The sequence below is a fragment of the Myroides oncorhynchi genome, from assembly GCF_020905415.1.
Taxonomy (GTDB): domain Bacteria; phylum Bacteroidota; class Bacteroidia; order Flavobacteriales; family Flavobacteriaceae; genus Flavobacterium; species Flavobacterium oncorhynchi_A.
Window position 1 is genome coordinate 1,156,094 of sequence record NZ_JAJJMP010000001.1, and the last position, 21,105, is coordinate 1,177,198.

The 21,105-nt window shown below is 34.8% G+C and carries 18 protein-coding genes; 11 read left to right on the forward strand and 7 right to left on the reverse strand.

Annotated elements, in window-relative coordinates; all coding sequences use genetic code 11:
* Positions 1-74 precede the first annotated feature (74 nt).
* The 8 genes from LNQ81_RS05085 to LNQ81_RS05120 all read left to right on the forward strand — a co-directional run bounded on the left by LNQ81_RS05085 (position 75) and on the right by LNQ81_RS05120 (position 9,081).
* Positions 75-1,079, forward strand: coding sequence for an AAA family ATPase (locus LNQ81_RS05085; RefSeq protein WP_229945075.1), 1,005 nt, complete (start codon positions 75-77; stop codon positions 1,077-1,079).
* Positions 1,080-1,168: 89 nt separating this feature from the next.
* Positions 1,169-2,032 (forward strand): DUF58 domain-containing protein, encoded by an 864-nt coding sequence (locus LNQ81_RS05090; RefSeq protein WP_229945076.1) that lies wholly within the window; start codon positions 1,169-1,171, stop codon positions 2,030-2,032.
* A gap of 5 nt (positions 2,033-2,037) precedes the next feature.
* Positions 2,038-3,660 (forward strand): BatD family protein, encoded by a 1,623-nt coding sequence (locus LNQ81_RS05095; protein ID WP_229945077.1) that lies wholly within the window; start codon positions 2,038-2,040, stop codon positions 3,658-3,660.
* A 2-nt stretch (positions 3,661-3,662) separates the two neighbouring features.
* Positions 3,663-4,667, forward strand: a complete 1,005-nt coding sequence (locus LNQ81_RS05100) for a vWA domain-containing protein (protein ID WP_229945078.1) — start codon at positions 3,663-3,665, stop codon at positions 4,665-4,667.
* 6 nt (positions 4,668-4,673) lie between these two features.
* Complete coding sequence (locus tag LNQ81_RS05105) at positions 4,674-5,705, forward strand: VWA domain-containing protein (RefSeq protein WP_229945079.1); 1,032 nt, start codon at positions 4,674-4,676, stop codon at positions 5,703-5,705.
* Complete coding sequence (locus LNQ81_RS05110) at positions 5,692-6,546, forward strand: tetratricopeptide repeat protein (RefSeq protein WP_229945080.1); 855 nt, start codon at positions 5,692-5,694, stop codon at positions 6,544-6,546. The genes LNQ81_RS05105 and LNQ81_RS05110 overlap by 14 nt, the downstream gene beginning before the upstream one ends.
* A gap of 6 nt (positions 6,547-6,552) precedes the next feature.
* The gene (locus LNQ81_RS05115; RefSeq protein WP_229945081.1) at positions 6,553-8,316 is read left to right on the forward strand and encodes a BatD family protein; all 1,764 of its coding nucleotides are present in this window, start codon (positions 6,553-6,555) and stop codon (positions 8,314-8,316) included.
* A 6-nt stretch (positions 8,317-8,322) separates the two neighbouring features.
* The gene (locus LNQ81_RS05120; protein ID WP_229945082.1) at positions 8,323-9,081 is read left to right on the forward strand and encodes a tetratricopeptide repeat protein; all 759 of its coding nucleotides are present in this window, start codon (positions 8,323-8,325) and stop codon (positions 9,079-9,081) included.
* Between the two features lie 156 nt (positions 9,082-9,237).
* Here LNQ81_RS05120 and LNQ81_RS05125 read toward each other — a convergent pair whose 3' ends face one another.
* Both LNQ81_RS05125 and LNQ81_RS05130 read right to left on the reverse strand, forming a co-directional pair.
* Entirely contained in the window at positions 9,238-10,797 is a 1,560-nt protein-coding gene (locus LNQ81_RS05125; protein ID WP_229945083.1) for an IS1182 family transposase, read from the reverse strand.
* 154 nt (positions 10,798-10,951) lie between these two features.
* A complete protein-coding gene (locus LNQ81_RS05130) occupies positions 10,952-11,503 on the reverse strand; it encodes a CvpA family protein (protein ID WP_229945084.1) in 552 nt (183 codons plus the stop codon).
* A gap of 94 nt (positions 11,504-11,597) precedes the next feature.
* On the opposite strand from LNQ81_RS05130, the gene LNQ81_RS05135 reads away from it, so the two are divergent.
* A complete protein-coding gene (locus tag LNQ81_RS05135) occupies positions 11,598-11,954 on the forward strand; it encodes a hypothetical protein (RefSeq protein WP_229945085.1) in 357 nt (118 codons plus the stop codon).
* An 86-nt stretch (positions 11,955-12,040) separates the two neighbouring features.
* Positions 12,041-13,057 (forward strand): phenylalanine--tRNA ligase subunit alpha, encoded by a 1,017-nt coding sequence (gene pheS / locus LNQ81_RS05140; protein WP_229945086.1) that lies wholly within the window; start codon positions 12,041-12,043, stop codon positions 13,055-13,057.
* A gap of 136 nt (positions 13,058-13,193) precedes the next feature.
* On the opposite strand, the gene LNQ81_RS05145 is transcribed toward pheS, so the two are convergent.
* On the reverse strand, positions 13,194-15,680 hold the full coding sequence (locus LNQ81_RS05145; RefSeq protein ID WP_229945087.1) for a DUF5686 and carboxypeptidase regulatory-like domain-containing protein: 2,487 nt from the start codon (positions 15,678-15,680) through the stop codon (positions 13,194-13,196).
* A gap of 308 nt (positions 15,681-15,988) precedes the next feature.
* Here LNQ81_RS05145 and LNQ81_RS05150 point away from each other — a divergent pair, with 308 nt between their 5' ends.
* On the forward strand, positions 15,989-17,041 hold the full coding sequence (locus LNQ81_RS05150; RefSeq protein ID WP_229945088.1) for a ferredoxin--NADP reductase: 1,053 nt from the start codon (positions 15,989-15,991) through the stop codon (positions 17,039-17,041).
* Positions 17,042-17,163: 122 nt separating this feature from the next.
* Here the strand turns inward: LNQ81_RS05150 and LNQ81_RS05155 are convergent, their stop codons facing one another.
* The 4 genes from LNQ81_RS05155 to argB form a co-directional block, all read right to left on the reverse strand.
* The gene (locus LNQ81_RS05155; RefSeq protein ID WP_229945089.1) at positions 17,164-17,727 is read right to left on the reverse strand and encodes a hypothetical protein; all 564 of its coding nucleotides are present in this window, start codon (positions 17,725-17,727) and stop codon (positions 17,164-17,166) included.
* A gap of 160 nt (positions 17,728-17,887) precedes the next feature.
* Positions 17,888-19,219, reverse strand: a complete 1,332-nt coding sequence (gene argH / locus LNQ81_RS05160) for an argininosuccinate lyase (RefSeq protein WP_229945090.1) — start codon at positions 19,217-19,219, stop codon at positions 17,888-17,890.
* Between the two features lie 3 nt (positions 19,220-19,222).
* Complete coding sequence (locus LNQ81_RS05165; protein WP_229945091.1) at positions 19,223-20,281, reverse strand: M20 family metallo-hydrolase; 1,059 nt, start codon at positions 20,279-20,281, stop codon at positions 19,223-19,225.
* A gap of 44 nt (positions 20,282-20,325) precedes the next feature.
* Positions 20,326-21,105, reverse strand: a complete 780-nt coding sequence (argB, locus tag LNQ81_RS05170) for an acetylglutamate kinase (protein ID WP_229945092.1) — start codon at positions 21,103-21,105, stop codon at positions 20,326-20,328.

Below are 21,105 nucleotides of genomic sequence, written 5' to 3' on the forward strand. Positions count from 1 at the left end.
ACTAGGTAAAGAATATTTTTTGAATTTGCGTTAAGAATCAAAAAAGTATATTACTTTAGAAAAAAACTAACTATATGGACACAACAGGATCTAATTATGATATCCGTGAACTAAACGAATTAATAGAAAAAGAAAGTGCCTTTATCGACATTCTTACAATGGAAATGAATAAAGTTATTGTTGGTCAAAGACATATGATCGATAGGTTATTGATAGGATTGTTGGGTCAGGGACATATATTACTAGAAGGAGTACCTGGTCTAGCAAAGACTTTAGCCATTAATACTTTATCTAAAGCAGTACATGGATCGTTTAATCGTATCCAGTTTACGCCAGACTTACTCCCTGCTGATGTAATCGGTACCATGATATACAATGTAAAGGAGAATGACTTTTCTATTAGAAAGGGGCCAATATTCGCTAATTTCATCTTAGCGGATGAGATTAACCGTGCTCCTGCAAAAGTACAATCTGCCTTATTAGAGGCGATGCAAGAGAAGCAAGTAACAATTAGTGATGAGACTTATATATTAGATAAACCATTCTTAGTAATGGCTACTCAAAACCCTGTAGAGCAAGAAGGTACATATCCTCTTCCAGAGGCACAGATGGACCGTTTTATGCTTAAAACAGTTATTGATTATCCGAAGTTAGAAGACGAAAGATTAGTTATCCGTCAAAACTTAGCGGGTGAGAAACCTCAAGTTAATGCTGTAGTCACTCTAGAACAGATACAAAGAGCTCAAGAAGCGGTAAAGAAAGTGTATATGGATGAGAAGATCGAGAAATACATCTTAGATATCATATTCGCTACACGTTATCCAGAACAATTTAAACTTGAGAAACTAAAGCCTATGATTAGTTTTGGTGCATCTCCTCGTGGAAGTATTAACTTAGCACTAGCAGCAAAATGTTATGCGTTCATTAAAAAGAGAGGATATGTTATCCCAGAAGATGTAAGAGCTGTAGTCATAGATGTACTACGTCACAGAATCGGTGTTACTTATGAGGCTGAAGCTGAAAGTATAACTTCTGTTGATATTATTAACCAAATCGTAAATGAGATAGAAGTTCCTTAGTAGAGAAGTATTTCATATAATACAAAACCTATTTATAAAGAGTTGTAGATAGGTTTTGATGATTTTGTTAATTAGAAAGTTGAATTGTCATGGAAACGAAAGATATCTTAAAAAAGGTCAAAAAGATAGAGATAAAAACTAAACGCCTAAGCGACCATATTTTTTCAGGAGAGTATCATACTTCTTTTAAAGGAAAAGGTATGACCTTCTCTGAAGTTCGTCAATACCAATTCGGTGATGATATAAGAGCTATTGATTGGAATGTTACAGCGAGATATAACGAACCTTATATTAAGGTATTTGAAGAAGAGCGCGAATTGACAATGATGCTTTTGGTAGATGTAAGTGGTTCTGAAAACTTTGGTTCTTCTGATCAATTTAAAGAAGATATCGTATTAGAAATCGCTGCTACACTTGCCTTTTCTGCTACTCAGAACAATGATAAGATAGGTTTAATCCTATTCTCTGATCAGATTGAATTATTCATTCCTCCTAAAAAAGGAAAGACACATGTATTAAGGATTATACGCGAGCTTATTGATTTTAAGCCTAAAAGCTTAAAAACTGATGTTGGTTTTGCATTAGAGTACCTGTCTAAAGTCGTTAAGAAGAAAGCCATCGTATTCGTTCTATCTGACTTCTTAACAAATTCCTTTGAGCAAACTTTAAAAATATCAGCTAAAAAACATGATATTACGGGTATTAGAATCTATGACAAAAGAGAAAAAGAGTTACCTAATGTAGGTCTAATCAATGTGTTTGATGCTGAATATCATACTGAACAACTAATTAACACTTCAGATGCCTCTGTGAGAAATGCTTATACTTCTCACTTTAATAAGCAAGAAGAAAACTTTAAAAAGGTATTTCAAAAATGTGGAGCAGGAACTATCAATATAGAAGTAAATGATAGTTATGTAAAGAAATTATTAGGATACTTTAAAACAAGATAAGTAACATGAAATCTAATTTTCTACATATCGTTATATTTTGTATAATAACTACTTTTTCGTCTCTAGCACAGAATAGAATAGAGACTTCAGTAGATACTACTTCTATTAAACTAGGAGATACCTTTCTATATACGATTAAAGCCCATACTAAAGCAGGTACATTAGTTACATTCCCTGCTACAGAACAATTGGGTAATTTTGATGTAGTTGAGTCTTTCCCAATAGATACAATCAGTAACGACAATACTCTAGAATTAATAAAAAAATATCATCTTACACAGTTTGATGCGGGAGATTTTAGTGTCCCTTCTATACCTGTCATTGTAGATTCTAAGTTATTTCATACAGATTCTATTAAGATAAATGTACAGGACATAGAAGTAGATACTATCAAAAAGCCTCTATTCGAAATCAAAAACATCTCAAAAGAAGGGGCTTCATTCTCTACATACTGGTATTACATCTTATTTATTGTATTTGCTATAATCCTAGGTATTGGTATGTACTGGTATATCAAAAAACAACAAGAGAAGAACCTTACAGAAGATGATAAATATAAAACTCCTTTTGAGAAAGCTGTAAAAAAGCTTAAAAAATTAGAAGAGAAGAAAAATTGGAATCGTGGTGATGCTAAGCCATATTATTCTGATATGAGTATTATTACTAGAAACTTTATAGAAGAAACTTTCGGTATTTCAGCTAAAGAATTAACTACATTTGAAATCATTACTATACTTAAAGCTACTCTAAACGATAAAGAAATTAAGTTAGATCCGAATATCATTAAAGACTTAAAAAGAGTATTAGAAGCTGCCGATTTAGTAAAATTTGCAAAATCACAACCTACAGAGGGAGAGATAACAGCTGATACATCTAAGATACAACATATCGTTAATGGCATTAATATAGCTTATCCTATCTCTGCTGCTACTCAAACTGAGTTAATCAGATTAAGAGAAGAACGCAAGAAAAAGAAGAAAAGAGTACGTATTTGGATACCTACTATAGTAACTTCTGTTCTGGTAATCATTACAGGTATCATATATCTAGTTAATGTTACTTCAGAAGAGGATTATCATTGGCTAACGTTTAACAACACTAAGAAATTGTTAAACAAGGAATGGGTTACTAGTGAATATGGTACTAGTCCTGGTATAACCGTCTCTACTCCTGAAGTATTAATACGTAAAAACGAACCAATATTAGAACAGACTAAACCTGATGGAATAACATCTTTAAATCAGTTCAAGTTTGGTGTATTAGAAGACCCTATTCATATTGTTGTGAATAATGTTGTGACAACTGAAGAATTTAAATACTCTCAAAAAGAACTAATTACCTATTCTATTTCTATTTTAACTCAAAACAATAAAACAGATAATCTAGAATATAAGGATGAAGAATTTGAGAATGCTAATGGTATCACTGGAACAAAAGTAAAAGGTTCTTTTTCTTTTAAAAATTCTGAAAACAAAAAAGAAGAAAACATATCTTTCCAAGGTGTTATAACTGGCCATGGTTACAACAAAGATCAAGTGTGGGTATTCTATCTAACAGAAGATACTAATGCCGGAGCATTAGTAGAGCGTATATTTGATTCGATACTTTATAAACAAGAGCAGAAATAACAATGATAAAGAATATAACTTTTGCAAACCCTGAATTCTTTTGGCTATTCATATTATTGCCTATAGCAATATTTATATGGTATAGCAATAGAAAAAAACAACGTGCTACAGTAAAATTAAGCACCATCAAAGGTGTACAAGAGCAAACTTCACTATTAGTTAAGTTATTGCCTATCTCTATTGTTTTAAGAATACTTGCTCTTAGTGCAATTATAGTGGGGATGGCAAGGCCACAGATTGTTAATGTTAACTCACAGATACACTCTAGTCATGGGATTGATATAGTGATGGCAATGGACGTATCTGGTAGTATGCTTGCAAAAGACTTAAAGCCAAATCGACTAGAAGCCTTAAAAGCTGTAGCTGCAGACTTCATTGAACAGCGAATGTCAGACCGTATAGGTACAGTTATTTACGCGGCAGAAGCTTACACTAAGACACCTGTAACTAGTGACAAGATACTTATCTTAAACGACCTAAAAAGTATTAAATATGACAATGTCTTAAGAGATGGTACTGCCATAGGTGTAGGATTGGCAACAGCTGTTAACAGATTAAAAGATAGCCCTGCCAAAAGCAAGGTGATTATCTTACTTACAGATGGTGTTAACAACACAGGTACAGTAGACCCTAAGTTAGCTTCTGAAATAGCAAAAGAATACAATATAAAAGTATACACTATTGGTATTGGGACGAATGGACTAGCAGAGTCTCCTGTTGGAATCAAAGAAAACGGAGAAATTGTCTATGAAAGAATACCTGTAGAACTAGATGAAGCCTTGATGAAGTCAATAGCTAAAACTACTGGAGGCAAATATTTTAGAGCAACAGACACTAAGAAACTTAAAGAAATTTATGAAGAAATCAATCAGCTAGAAAAGACTAAGATAGACGAACAGAAGTTTGTCAAAGCAAATGATCAGTTCCAATTACTTGTTCTTTTTGCTTTTATTCTTTTATGCCTTGATTTCATCTTACAAAAAACAATCTTCAGAGGATTTATATAATAGATTATGTGGGAGTTAGACAATAAAAAATATCTATTTCTTTTTTTAATAGTAGCTATACTGATACTAATCTTTATAGCAAATAATCTATGGAAGAAAAAGAAGCAACAATCTTTTGCTACACATAAAGCCATTAAAGCTTTAGCACCAAATAGATCTAAGAACAAATCTATTATTAAAGCATCTCTATATCTCGCTGCTTTAGGTTTTATCGTGATAGCATTGGTTAATCCAAAGATTGGAACCAAAGTAGTTACTGTTAAACGTCAGGGAGTAGATATTGTATTTACACTAGATGTTTCTAAAAGTATGTTAGCTCAAGATATGGCTCCTGATAGGTTGAGTAAAATGAAACAATTAGTTTCTCAGATCATCAATAATCTAGGTCCAGATAGAGTTGGTATAGTAGGTTATGCAGGAACAGCTTTCCCATTATTACCTATAACTACAGATCACTATGTATCAAAGATGTACTTGCAAACGATGAATACTGATATGGTTTCATCACAAGGAACAGCATTTGAAGATGCCATATATGTAGCAAGTAACTTTTTTGATAACCCTAATACGAGTAAGGTCATGATTCTTATCTCGGATGGAGAAGATCACGGAGAAGAAATGGAAAATGCTATTAAGATTGCTAAAGAAAAGAAAATTAAAATTATAACCATTGGGGTGGGGACAGAAACTGGAGGTCCTATACCTATCAAAATTGCAAAAGGAACAGAATACAAAAGAGATTGGGATAATGAAATAGTAACCACTAAACTTAATCCTTCTACTCTCAAACACATTGCAGATGCTACGGGTGGGAAATATTATTATGGTTCAAACACGCAAGAGATCGTTGATCTAATTAAAAACGACTTAAACAAAATAGAAAAAACAGACTTTGAAGATCAACAAATAGCAGAATATCAAGCACAGTACCAATGGTTTTTAGGATTTGCTTTCTTGCTAATCTTTATAGATCTATTCATACTAGAAAGAAAAACGATTTGGATGAAAAAACTTAATCTGTTTAATGAAAAAGAATAGCATGTCACTTATTATGAAAAACTCATTATACCTACTACTTTTTTTGTTATTCTCTCTTAGCTCTTTTGCTCAATCTGTAGGTAGAGCACTAAGCAAGGGAAATGAAGGATATGAAAGCAAGCATTATAGTCAAGCAGAAGCAGCTTATAGAATAGCAAACTCTAGAGATGCTAAATCTACTGCTGATTATAATATGGGGAACTCTATGTATAAACAGAAGCTGAATAAAGAGGCTGAAACGGCATACTTAAGAGCTGCTCAGAAAGCATCTACTAAAGAAGCTAAACACCTTGCCTATCACAATCTAGGAAATGCTTATATGAAATCTAAAAACTACCAAGCAGCAGAGCAAGCATATAAAAAGGCATTACTGAACAATCCTAAAGATGATGAAACTCGTTACAACTACGCTGTTGCAAAGAAGATGAATAAAGAAAATCCTCAAGACAACAAAGATCAGAACAAAGATCAGAACAAGGATAACAAAGATCAGAACAAGGATAACGAAGATCAAGACAAAGATCAAAAGGACAAAGACAATAAAGACGATAAAGGAAAAGACGATAAAGGAAAAGACGATCAGAAAGATAAGAATGACAAAGGGGATCAAGATCAAAAAGACAAAGGAGATCAAGACAGCAAGGACAAGGATAAAGAGGGACAAGATAAACCTCAACAGAACAATCCTAATGCTCCAAGTAGAGATCAAATAGACCGTATCTTAGATGCTATGAACAAAGATGAAAAAGGCGTACAACAAAGGTTAATAGAAAGAAACCCTAAAGGTGGCGAAAAAGCGAAAACTGCTGGACAACCTGAAAAAAGAAAAAAAGACTGGTAGATTACAATGAAAACACTGCGTTACTACATATTATTATTTGCTCTAATCTCCACACAGATTATCTTAGCTCAGGTGAGCTTTGAGGCCACTGTCAGTAGAGATAACATTCCTCTTAATGAAAACATCCGTGTTGATTTTGTTATGAATCAAGATGGAGACAATTTTGTACCTCCTAAGTTTGATAACTTCAATATAGTAGGAGGTCCTAATCAGGCTGTAAACTTCTCGTGGGTTAATGGTAAAAAAACATTTAATAAAACCTACTCTTATTTCTTACAAGCAAAGAGAAAAGGTAAATTCACTATAGGATCAGCATCTATAGATATAGAAGGTCAAGTATATAAGACTAAACCTATCAGTGTTACCATAACAGATGCAGTTGTTAGACAAGACCCTCGTCAACAACAGTACAACCAAATACAACAACAAGCTTTAGCAGATATCCATTTAGTTGCGGAAGTCAATAATACCTCTCCTTATCTTAATGAGCCAATAACCATTACGTATAAGTTATATTTTAATACTAACATAGCAGGATTCACAGGTAAGAATATTCCAACTTATGAAAAGTTTTGGGTTCATAATGTAAATCTACCTCAAAGACCTGATGTAAAAATTGGAAAATTTAAAGGAAAAGAGACTAACTACATCTTATTAAAACAGGACGTTTTAATGCCTCAAGAAGCAGGTGCTATAACTATAGATCCCTTAGCTTTACTAATTCAGGCTGAAATTCCAACAGGCAGAAGAGACTTTTTTGGACATCCTGAGTTTGGATACACTGAAAAAGAATACAGTACTGGCAAAATAACAATTCGTGTAAAAGATTTACCTGAAGTGGATAAGCCAGCTAACTTCTCAGGTGCGGTAGGTACTTTTGACTTTAAAGTAACCCCTACTAAAACTAGTTTAAAAGCAGGGGAGCAATTGAACTTGAAACTGGAGGTATCAGGTAAAGGAAACCTGAACTTACTAACTATGCCTACCCCTCATGCACACTCTGCCCTTGAGATGTATGATCCCACTACAGCTGATAAGATTACTTCAGGCGTAAATGGTATGCAAGGAAGCCGTGTGAATAACTATATTATTATTCCACAATATAAAGGGGACTATGCTATAGATCCTATGGAATTCTCATACTTTGACTTAAATACAAAGAAGTATAAAACGATAAACATAGACAGTTTAGCAATACATGTGTTAGAAGGACCAACACTTCCTAAGAATAATGAAGCTAAAAGTACGACTGTAGTTGATAAAAGTGAATTGTTTCAAGCTAATATAGCTAAACCAACTATTGTTAAACCTTATGCTAGTTCATATTGGGGTAGTACCTTATTCTATGTATTTACAGCATTGCCTTTCTTAGCCATACCTTTCTTTATTATTGTAGTTAGACAGCGTCGTAGATCTGCATCAGACTTTGATGGTATTAGACTGAGAAATAACAATAGATTAGCAAAGAAATATTTAGGAGAAGCGAAGAAGCATATGAACAACAAAGAATTGTTCTACGAAGCATTAGAACGATGTCTACATAACTTCCTAAAAGCGAAGCTTGATATGGTAACAAGCGAAATGAGTAACGAAAACATAATAGATATACTATCAGATAAAAACATAACAGAAGAGGCTGTAAAAGACTTTATGGATTTAAAGAATGCTTGTGAGTGGGCGCGATATGCTCCGACTGACCAAGTCAATGTAAATAAAGACTATGACAATGCAATTACTGTTATCTCTGAATTAGAAAAACAATTCAAATAGACCATCATGAAACATATCATCACTCTTTTTATATTTGTTATGAGCTTTCATACTTGGGCGCAAACAGATTCTTGGGAGAAACAATTCGAAAAAGCCAATTCGCTTTTTCAAAAAGAGAAATATACAGATGCTATCTCTGCTTATCAGCAGATAGAGAAACAAGGGATTACTTCTCCTGAAGTATATTTTAATCTAGGTAATACATACTATAAAACACAGGATTATGTCAATGCAGTATACTATTATGAGAAAGCACTAAAATTAACTCCTGAGAACAAATCAATAGATACTAATCTGAACTATGCCCGCAAGGAGTTAGTAGATGATATCACTATCATTAAGGAATATGACAATCAGGATATCATACACCAAAGTTTAAAGAAACTATCAGTTGATGGTTGGGCTACACTAGCTACAGTATTAGCTTTCTTCGTTTTTGTAGGCTTTGTAGTTTATTATCTAAATAATAGTAGTACTGTTAAACGTATATGTTTTGTCTTTATAGGGCTATCTATTATTCTAATTGGAGGAGCAATGTATGCTGCTTCTTTTGAACAAAAGTATGCCTCAAAGGAAGTGACGGGAATCTTGTTTACGAAAGAGGTTAATCTTAAAGAAGAAGCTAAAAACACATCTAAAACTATCAAAGAGCTACACGAGGGCACTAAAGTTTATATATTAGAAAAAAAAGCTCGCTGGGTTAAAGTTAAATTAGATAACCAAGAAGAAGGGTGGATAGAAGAAAGTACATTGAAGTACATCTAACAATCGCATTAAAAAAGGGGCTGTCTCATTGCAAAAAGAGACAGCTCTCTTTGTTCTGATATTTTAGATATTGTTTTTAGAGGATTTTCTTAAAATATGCAAACCTCAGAGGATTGAAAAAGGATATTAAAGAAAAAAGGAACTAAAAGAGCCTTTTTAGGCAGCTCTCTTTCTAATATTTTGTACAATTGCCAATAATCCCCATTCTATTGCGACTTTTTCCTTACCACGAAGCATAAATCGGCGGAACCCATGGTTCTGTTTAATGTTTCCGAAAACTGTTTCTACATCGTGACACCTTTGTGTACGCTTGTCAACACCTTCTTTTGTAGTGAGTAATTTACTTGCTTTTTTTCGGTGTCGTTGTAATTCAAAGTTTATTTCTATAGTCCGATTGCCTTTTGCTTTATGGCATACACCATTTAAAGGACAACCTTGACAATTTTTAGCTTGATATTGCCTTAATGTTTGGATAAAGCCTGTAGTTGTAGCTTTTGTTGTATCTCCAATATAGTGCATTTCTTGTCCCATAGGACATACAAAATAATCACCTTTGTGTTGGTAAAATAATTTATCTGTTGCAAAAGGCTTTGTACTTTGCTTAGCATTCTTCCTGGTTTTTTTTTCTACTTGTTCTTGCTCTTGCTCAAAAGTATTATACTTCACAAAAGCTTTAATTTGTTGATCCTCTAAATAGGTGTAATTTTCTTGACTACCATACCCTGCGTCTGCTATAACAGACTTTGGATATTCGCCATAATTCTCTTTGAATTTTTCTAAGTGAGGTATTAATGTAGTTGTATCAGTTGGGTTTGAATGTATACTATAGGCAAGGATATATTGATTGTTGGTTGATATTTGAACATTGTAGCCTGCTTTTAGAAAACCACTATTCATATGATCTTCCTTCATACGCATAAAAGTAGCATCCTTATCTGTTTTAGAATAAGAATTGCGATCTTCTAGTATAGCTTCATGCTCTTGGTACTCTTGAATTTTTGTAGGGTACTCTTTGCTGATATACTTAAGTTTGTTCTTTACTTTCTGGTCAACATCTGGATTGTCTTTTAACGCTGCATTTAATGTGTCAATGGCTTGATTTATAGTCTCTGCATCTATTTTCTTAAAGTCTGGGGGTGGTGGAAGTTCACTTTCTTGTCTGGCAATAGAGTCTGCATAACCCCATATTTCTAGAATCTGCTGAACCATCTTTTCTTTATAATTTGAAATAGCTTTCTTCCAAACAAAGGTGAATTTATTAGCATTGGCCTCGATTTTAGTTCCATCAATATAAGCCTCTTCAATACTAATAAAACCTTCCGCTATGAATAACTCAACAACCTGAGTAAAGATTTGCTCTATATAATCCTTAAGTTTTGAAGAGCGAAAACGATTAATTGTATTGTGGTCTGGGTAGGACATACCACTTAACCACATATAATGAACATTCTCTAAACAGGCTTGCTCAAGCTTGCGACTACTGTACACATTGTTTAGGTAACCATAAATTAGAACCTTTAGTAACATCTTTGGATGATAACTGATACCACCACATTTAGAGTAGCTATCATATAAGCTTTCTAAGTCTAACTTATCTATTACTGTATTAATAATACGTACAGGATGTAACTTAGGGATAAAATCATCTAAGGAATGAGGAATTAAGCTCATTTGATTCTGAGCGTAGTATTTAAATCTAGGGGATTGTTTTGCCATAAACACATTGATTTATCAACTTAAAAATACTGATAATCAACTAAATAAACAAATAATAAGAGTGTAAATATACTAAATATGACTAAAAAAAGAGGCTGTCTTTATGAGACAGCCCCGTACTATTGTCGATGTAGATTGTCGATAATGATGGTAGTTACTGTACAGAAACAGGTTGTTGTTCATTTACCTCTTTCAATAGGTCAATGCTCTTGCTGAATAGAGATTTTACCAAATCATATAAGCTAGGAAGAATAGACTCTGATAATGTCATATATATCTTATAACTCACAGAGTTCATCAATGTATCATGTTGAACAAAAGTGAATATATTATTAATCTCATCAAATATAGATAAGAATATACTTCCTATTAAAACAACAATCAAAATCTGAAATACTGCTCCAAATACTCGATTAAAGAACCCTAAAAAAACAGTCTCAAAAAACTTAGTCACCACCTTCGCTACAAATCTAGCTGCTAGAATAGCTAAAAAGAAAGCAACAACAAAAGCCAATAATGGGATTGATGGCGATTCCCATCCTAATGAATTCATTAAGAAATCCTTAATGATATTAGAGAATTTTAGAGCTCCTATCATTCCTATAAATAAAGATAAGAAAGAAACTACAGAGATGAATAAACCATCCTTTGCTCCTTTAAATATGGCAAAGCCAATAGCAATAAGGAATAAAAAATCTAAAAACATAATAACTCTAAATCTATTTTGATGCGAAGATATTATAAATCTATCAATTACAATAAAGCAATAATAGTATCTTTGCTCCTATATAAATAACATTATGGCAAGAGATGAACAATTAAAAGTTAGATGGGACGCCGTGGTTCAGAAGGTATCTGATCGTTTTGGTGACGGAGAAACACTAGACTTAGAAGCTATCATATATTTAATCGGAGTACAAGAATTAGGTAAAATCAAAAAGAGATATAAAAAAGACGACAAACTTAATCTGATGCATATTGCAATATGTCGTTTATTAGAACCTTATGGTTATTACGAGTTTGATCACTTCGATCAAGATGGATGGCCACACTACCACGTGAAAGAAAGCTTACCAAATCTTAAAGCTGGTGAACAGTCAGTTTTAATGAAAGAAGCTATTGTAAACTACTTTTTAGAAAGCAAGTTTATTAACTAACTATAGTAACAATTAATAAAATTATAGGGCTTTATAATTTTATGTCTAATTGAAAAGCAGTAAATTTGCTTTTTACTTTACTTAAGATGATAGATAAAATAAAGGAATACATCGGTGAGGCGGAATACTTTACCACTGATAACAAAGAGACGCTTGAAGCATTTAGAATAAAATTCTTATCTAAAAAGGGAATTTTAAACGACTTATTTGCACACTTTAAAACTGTGTCTAATGAGCAAAAGAAAGAGTTTGGTCAAGCTATCAATCTATTAAAAAACACTGTCGAGAATAAAGTAAAATCTATTCAAGATGAACTAGAATCTAAAGATGTACAAGGTCTTTACGGTGACTTGACACGTCCTGGATACCCTTTAGACTTAGGTTCTAGACACCCAATATCTCTAGTTAAAAACCAAATTGTAGATATTTTTAATAACATTGGTTTTAATATTTCTGAAGGGCCAGAGATTGAAGATGACTGGCATAACTTCTCTGCGTTGAACTTCCCAGAGTATCACCCTGCGCGTGATATGCAAGATACGTTCTTCGTTCAGACTAATCCAGAACAACTATTGCGTACACATACATCTTCTGTACAGACTCGTTATATGGAGAAGAATACACCACCATTGAGAACTATATCTCCAGGGCGTGTATTCAGAAACGAAGCTATATCATCTCGTTCACACTGTATATTCCACCAAGTAGAAGGTCTTTACATTGATAAAGATGTTTCTTTTGCTGACTTAAAACAGACTTTGTTATACTTCACGAAAGAGATGTTTGGTAAATCTAAGATTAGACTACGTCCATCATACTTCCCATTTACTGAGCCTAGTGCTGAGGTAGATATCTACTGGGGATTAAAGACTGAGACAGACTACCGTATTACTAAAGGTACTGGATGGTTAGAAATAATGGGATGTGGTATGGTTGACCCTAACGTTCTTAAGAACTGTAATATCGACCCTACTGAGTACAGTGGTTTTGCCTTTGGTATGGGGATAGAGCGTATTGCTATGCTGTTATACCAAATCGGAGATATCCGTATGTTCTTTGAGAACGATGTACGTTTCTTAGAACAATTTAAATCGAACTTCTAATAAGAAAACGATATATACTAAAAACACCTCATCTGATCTAGATGAGGTGTTTTTTTATACCCTTATACATATAAGCCCTTATAATCACAACATGGATCATAAGGACTGTTTATATCTAAAAATAAATGATAATTAACTAAAAGCTTTTCTTCACTCCTATCATAATACCATCTTTAGCAAATGACCCTCCCTGATAAGAGCGTACGTAGTCTATACGGAAGAAATTAATCTTTCCAAATCCGAAGTTAGACAAACCGGCTGTAAACTCGTGATATGGCTTTATATCACTTACCATAGCATTGTGGTATCCTAGTACTACATTCCACCCCGTCTCTCTTAACAAAGGAACCTTATTAATTAAGAATCCTTTAAAATCATACTCAAAATGACTCTCTACATAAGACTTATTTGTACTCAGAGCATAATACGGTAATAGATTAAACGAAGTCAGTCTATCATTCGTGATATTTAGATGAGTCTCGTTACCTGTGAAATGTTTTCTATCCACATAAGAGATTCCATCAGCACCAAAATATTTACCCATCAATACATTATACTCAAATCTCCCTTTATTACTCACCGTTAGTCCTTGGCTAAACCTAGCTTCCAGCTTATCGTATTCTAGCCCTTTATTACTACCACTAAATCCCTTTTCATAGTTCACCTCTATCAGAGGATAGCTAGGATTTCGCATATAGATACGCTTGTCAGGATAGCTTACATAGTTCATCCCTAATGATAGTGTAGTCCCTACTCTAAACTTGTATAAGTGATGATCTCTGATAGGGCTACTATTCATATCTAGAGGCGCTAGTGGGTCATTAGACGTATATGCTCTACCGCCTTTATAGAATGAGCCATTAGCATTATTATACAGAGGACTTCTATCCTCATACCCTATCGCAGTATGTACTTTTAGAGCCTCATTGAAGAACTGACCGTAATACCCTACATATATATCATTGTGATTATAGTACTTCGCATAGTTCTTTCTCATTAATAGTGAGAATGCAGTATTTAGTAGCTCTGGTATATTCTCTTTATTATACTGATCTATTTTACTTCCTCCTTCTATATACACTGCTGATTTAGATTCCCCTTTAAACTGGCGCAATAACTTTCCATACACCCTCAGTCTATCAGAAGCAAACCCATAGTCAAAACTAGCTCTACCATATGTATACCCTACCTTATCCTTATCATAGATAGAACCATATACATCTGTCTTCATATTGAACCCCTGCACAGTATTAAATCCAGGCTTATCTATGCCTATTAATCCAGTATATCCAATACTATACTTATTATCTTCTCCTCTATAGTTATAACCACCGAATACATCACCTACTTTAAATCTATTATATTTTTTTCGAATACTATCTTTATACGCAGGAGACTCTTTCACTAGCCTTATACTATCCTTCACACGATAATCATTCAATTCTGTTTCTGACAAAGCAAATAATCTATTCTGCTCCCAGAAGTCATCCCCTTTCTTATTTACATCCTTTGCAAAAGATAAAATCTCTTTATCAAAACTCGCTCTAGTGAAGTTAGGTGTAAAGTTATAGTTGTTAAACACACTTAAAAACACTGCTTGTATCTGTACTCCTAATGCTCCAAACACTAAGTCAAGGTTCTGCGAGCGCTTCACCCAGCTCTTATTGTCCTCATTATAACTAAAGTTCTGACTCACATTGATTTCTTCTATCAGTGGTTGTTGTACACTTACACCTGTTACTTTTAAGTCTACACCATATATAGCTCCTATACCGTCTACTAGATAAATATCTCCAGAGAACACAGGCTGAGCAGCAGACTTAGGCATCACCTTGATCTTATTTATCAATACACCTTGATCTCTGAAGGTAGCCTCTAGCGTGTATTTATAGTATGAGAACGCTGCATCTGCTATCGGAGAGATTAGTTTAGTGTCCATCTCACCGATCACGATATGATTATCATAGAAGTCATAGAATGACTCATCCGCAGTATTAAAGCTATATCCACTATTACTACCACTTACCTTAGACGCGATGATATGTTCCTTTAGTTTGTTCGGTTTTTGATACTTTAGGCTAGACACGGTCTCTGACAGATACACTATTCCTCTACCCAGTGAATCCACACCAGATAATCCACTTCCATTCACCTGTACCTTCTTTTGAAAAAATTTAGACATCTTCAGCGTCTTCAACATCCCTTTAGAATAAAAATCTGCGGTAAAAGCAGACATACCTTCCGTATTCTTCTGTTTGTTCTTTATCGCTAGTCTGATCAAATCATCTGCAGGGTTCTTACCTGCCGTGATCACGATATCTTCTAATATAAAGTCTTCAGACTCCAGCACCACATTTACCTCTTGGACAGCTCCAGTATGGGTAATATTCTTTCGCAACGTCTTATAGCCTAAGAATTGATATACGACTGTGTACTCCCCCTTCTGAGATAGATTTAATTCATATAATCCCTGTTCATTACTTATTGTATTCTGTTGGCTTTTCTCTAGATATACCGTAGTATAACTAATGGGCTTACCCTCTTTGTCTTTTATACTTCCCTTTAGTTGACCGAATACAGCCAAACCAAACAGAAGCGTAAAAAGTGTAATAAATTGTTTCATTGGTTAGGTTTTATTTAATACTAACTATTAGTCAGTGTATTTATTGCATTGTTACACCTTGACTATTATATTGTTCTAAAAATGTCAACACTACATTGAGCCTCTATCTCTTATCAGTACCTCATCACATCGCCAACTTCTATATTCATTGACTTCATACTACTACATCAACTCACAGAATAAGACAATACCTAAGTAGAGAAAGTTCTAAAGCGTTAATTAACTGTAAAAGAATTAGTCATTATAACATTAAATTCACCTTTAACTCATTCTCTTTTGTATTTTTGTCAGTTCAAACTAAACTACCTATGTCAAGATTCAACCTATTAACTGTAAAAGAAGTTCGCAGAGAAACTCCTAATGCAGTATCAATAGTATTTGATATTCCTGCCAACCTAAAAGAGGAATTTGCATTCACAGCAGGTCAATATCTTAATATTAAATACCAACACGAGGGGAAAGAGATTCGTAGAGCTTACTCTATCTGCTCTACTCCTACTAGTGGAGAAGTACGTGTAGCAGTAAAAAAAGTAGAACACGGTGTGTTCTCTACTTTTGCAAACGAAACACTGAAAGCCGGTGATCAGCTAGAAGTAGAGAGCCCAGAAGGAAGATTCATGTTAGAGCCTAACCCTACTGTCGCGAATAACTATGCAGCATTTGTAGCAGGTAGTGGTATCACTCCTGTGATGGCTATCCTAAAGACAGTATTAGAACAAGAGCCTAACAGCAAGTTCGTATTAGTATATGGAAACAAGAATGCTGAAGAAACAATATTCTACAAAGAATTACACGACTTACAAGCACAATATCCTGAACGTCTAAATGTGTACTTCGTATACTCACGTATCAGAGAGAATGACTCTATCTTTGGGCGAATTGACAAAGCGAACATTAACTTCGTCGTAAACAATAAACATAAAGATACTGCATTTGACCACTACTACTTATGCGGGCCAGAAGATATGATCAATACAGTGAGCACTACGCTTCAAGAGAAAGGTGTCTCTAAAGACAAAATCGCTTTTGAGATCTTTACTCCTAATACAGATGGTGTAGATCCTGTACAAGCAGACGGAGGTACTACTAGAGTAACTACACTAGTAGATGATGAAGAAACTACTTTTGAGATGCCGAAGAGCGAAGTATTGCTTAATGGTGTTCTTAAAGCAGGTGTTGACGCACCCTATTCTTGTCAAGGAGGTATCTGTAGCTCTTGTATGTGTAAGATAGTAAAAGGATCTGCTGTGATGAAAAAGAACAGTATCCTGTCTGACGACGAAATAGCAGACGGTATAATCCTATCGTGTCAAGCTATCGTTACTTCAGACGAAATTTATGTAGACTACGACGACGTTTAATAGACGTATATATAATATACTAGCTCTCCCACAGTGGAGAGCTTTTTTTGTTGCACTCTTTACTATAATCAACATATACTACACAAGTAATAGATCTCTCTCATAGCCGTAAATTTGACACCCTACCTCTTATCTAACTTCCTCCAATAGTCTAATACATAATCCTGAACAGTATTAGGTAATGTACTAAAATTAGAACTGTACGTATCATCTGTAAAGTTTGAACTAGATGTACTAGATACCCAATACAACTGATGCTTGTGAAACAATAAGCCTATAATCTCAATAGGGTTATCCATATCACCCCTATTATTTCGCGTATATATAAATAATGCATCGACTAAACCATCTTTCTCTACATCATTAAATGCCTTGCGGTTATTATAAACAGAAGTAACGATACCCTCATCAGCTATTACTTTATTAACTTTAAGTTCCCACTTATCGTTCTCTTTAGTGAATTGCTGTATATAGAGTATATCCTGCTCTTCTTCTCGTTTATTCTTAGCGAAGACAAATATGTTCTCTTCTTTAGAACCATTTATTCGATCTACCAGAAGCACCCTGTCTCCTTTATAAGGAAAGTCTGACTTCTCAAAAGAAGATTTATTTACAGCAATATCTGTAATCTGAGCGGATACCAAAGATGTCGCACAGATAAATAATAAACATAATAATCTCTTCATTATCTTCTTTTTAAGAACATTAAAGATAATTAAATAAAACAAAAAAGAGCTGCACAAAGTTTATCACTTCATACAACTCTTAATCAATTATAGTTAACATTGATAAATTAATAAATAGCAAGAGGCCCTCCCACCGCGTGGAAAAGCCTCTTTCAATCTATCACAACACTAAACTTACTAGTTTCTCATTTACTTGGTCAAAGTTGAATGCCCCATATACACGGTCAAACTCTCCTTTGATTGCATCGTTCATCAGGTTACCTACACTACCTTCGTGTGTATGATTTACCTCTTTTGACGGTTGATAAGTACCTGCCTCTATCGACAGCCCTATCTCTTTATATGCTTCTCTAAATGGCATCCCTTTTAGCACATATTCATTCACGACCTCAACACTAAACAAATAGTCGTATTTCGGATCGCTTAATATCTCTTTATTCACCTCTATATTATCTAACATCAGTCTCAAGATATCTAAACACTCTTTTAACGATGTAAAAGCAGGAAATAAATTCTCTTTTAACAACTGAAGATCCCTGTGGTATCCAGAAGGCAAATTAGTAGTCATTAAAGCTATTTCATTAGGCAAAGCTTGTATCTTATTACATTTTGACCTAATTAGCTCTAATACGTCAGGATTCTTCTTATGAGGCATAATACTCGAGCCTGTAGTCAAATGATCTGGGAATTTGATAAAGCCCATATTCTGACTCATATATAGACAACCATCCATCGCGAACTTCGCTAAAGTAGCCGCTATAGAACTTAGTCCCTGTGCTAATATACGCTCTGTCTTCCCTCTCCCCATCTGAGCATAGACCACATTATAGTTCATAGATTGAAATCCTAATAGATCTGTAGTCATCTGCCTATTTAATGGGAATGACGAACCATAACCTGCAGCAGATCCTAACGGATTCTTATTCGTTACTTTCCACGCTGCTAACATCATCTCTAGATCATCTACTAAACTCTCTGCATATGCTCCAAACCACAATCCAAATGAAGAAGGCATCGCTATCTGCAGGTGAGTATACCCAGGTAATAAGACATCTTTATACTGATTACTCAACTGCTGTAGCGTATCGAACACCTCTTTAGTCTTGATCACTATCTCTTCTATCTCATGGCGAAAATAAAGTTTAAGGTCTACTAATACTTGGTCGTTTCTTGAACGTCCTGAATGTATCTTTTTACCAGCGTCACCTATTCTTCTAGTCAATAACAACTCTACTTGAGAGTGTATATCTTCTACATCATCTTCTATCTCGAATTGACCAGCTAATATCTCTTGGTATATTTGTTTTAATTCTTTTTGAATCACTACTAAATCTTCTGACTCTAGTAATCCTATGCTTTCTAACATCTGTGTATGTGCCAGTGACCCCATAACGTCAAATGCCGCAAGGTTCATATCTAACACTCTATCTTGTCCTACTGTGAAAGTGTCTACAGAACTATCTACAGTAGTATTCTTTTGCCATAATTTCATTTGCTACACGATTTGTTTTAACATCTCTATATACAAGGCTATTCCCTCTTCGATCTCATTTACATAGACGAATTCGTCTGCTGTATGTGAGCGAGCAGAGTCTCCAGGTCCACACTTAAGCGATGGAATACTTAATAAAGCTTGGTCACTCGTAGTCGGCGAACCATAAGTCGTTCTGCCTAATGCGATACCCGCCTGTACGATCGGATGATCCTTTGCTATCGAAGATGGTTTTAATCGAGTAGAACGCGCATTGACATCACAGTCTACGTGTTTTCTGACCATATCTAACACCTCTTCGTTCGTATAAGCATCTGTCACACGTACATCCACCACGAAGTCACATGTAGATGGAACCACGTTATGTTGTGTACCTGCGTTGATCATCGTTACACTCATCTTAATCGGTCCAAACTCTTCAGATACCTTAGGGAACTGATAGGTATTAAACCACTCTATATCTTTTATCGCTTTAAATATCGCATTATCTCCTTCATTACGCGCTGCATGTCCTGAGCGCCCATGAGCTACACAGTCGAGTACCATTAGTCCACGTTCTGCTACAGCTAAGTGCATTTGTGTAGGTTCTCCTACAATAGCGAACTCTAATTCTCCTAATTTAGGTATTACATATTCTAAGCCATCATTACCCGATATCTCTTCTTCTGCCGTAGCAGCGATACAGAAGTTATATTTTAACCCTTCTTGCTCGTAGAAATAAAGAAATGTAGCGATAAGCGATACTAAGCATCCCCCTGCATCATTACTCCCTAATCCATATAATTTTCCATCTATCACCTCAGGTTTAAAAGGGTCACGAGTATAATCTTTATTCGGTCTCACCGTATCGTGGTGAGAGTTTAATAGAATAGTCGGTTTACTCGGATCATAATGTTTATTAAAAGCCCAAACATTAAAAAGTTCTCGGTGTATAGATACTCCATGCTTCTCTAAGAAATTAGAAATAAGATCAGAAGTAAGGTGTTCTTCCTTACTAAATGATGGAGTAGCTATTAACTGCTCTAATAAAGCTATAGCCTGTTGTGATAAGTTATCTTTCATTATGGTTATCTAATAGTTAGTGGTCTTTGTGTTTTATTCTGTTTTTAGAGTTTAATCGTAGTACCAGCCATTTCATCTAATAGATCCTCAGCCTTCTTGATACATACTCTGTTTACTCCTTGGTTGACAGCCGCCAAAGCGTTTGTTATCTTTGGCAACATACCATCTGCTATCACCCCTTGTTGTTTTAGTTGTGTGAAGTTCTCTTGATTAATGGTCGTTATCACAGAGTCTTCGTTGTTCATGTCTTGCAACACACCTTTGCGTTCAAAACAGTACACTAAAGCCACCTTGTATTCAGCAGCTAAAGCAACAGCTAAATTAGAAGCTATGGTATCTGCATTAGTGTTTAGTAGTTGGCCTTCCTTATCAGCCGTAATTGCAGAGAATACAGGGTTAATCCCAATCTCTATCAATTGTTTTAGACGAACCACATTCACATCGCTTGCTTCAAAATCTCCCACATAACCATAATTAATTGGTTCTATAGGGCGTTTACGACTCTGTATAAGCTTAGCATCTGCTCCTGAGATTCCCATCGCATCACAACCTCTCGCCTGAAGCTGAGCCGTGATTTGTTTATTTATTAATCCTGCATACACCATTACAGCTATGGGTAACATCGCATCATCTGTGATACGACGCCCATTGACCATTTGAGTTTCTATCCCCAACTGCGTAGCCATACGCGTAGCTAACTTTCCACCACCATGCACTAAGACCTTCGGTCCTTCTATTTTTGCATAAGTGTCTAAAAAAACGCTTAACGCAGACTCATTATCAACGATATTCCCTCCTATCTTAATAACTGTAAGGCTTTGCAT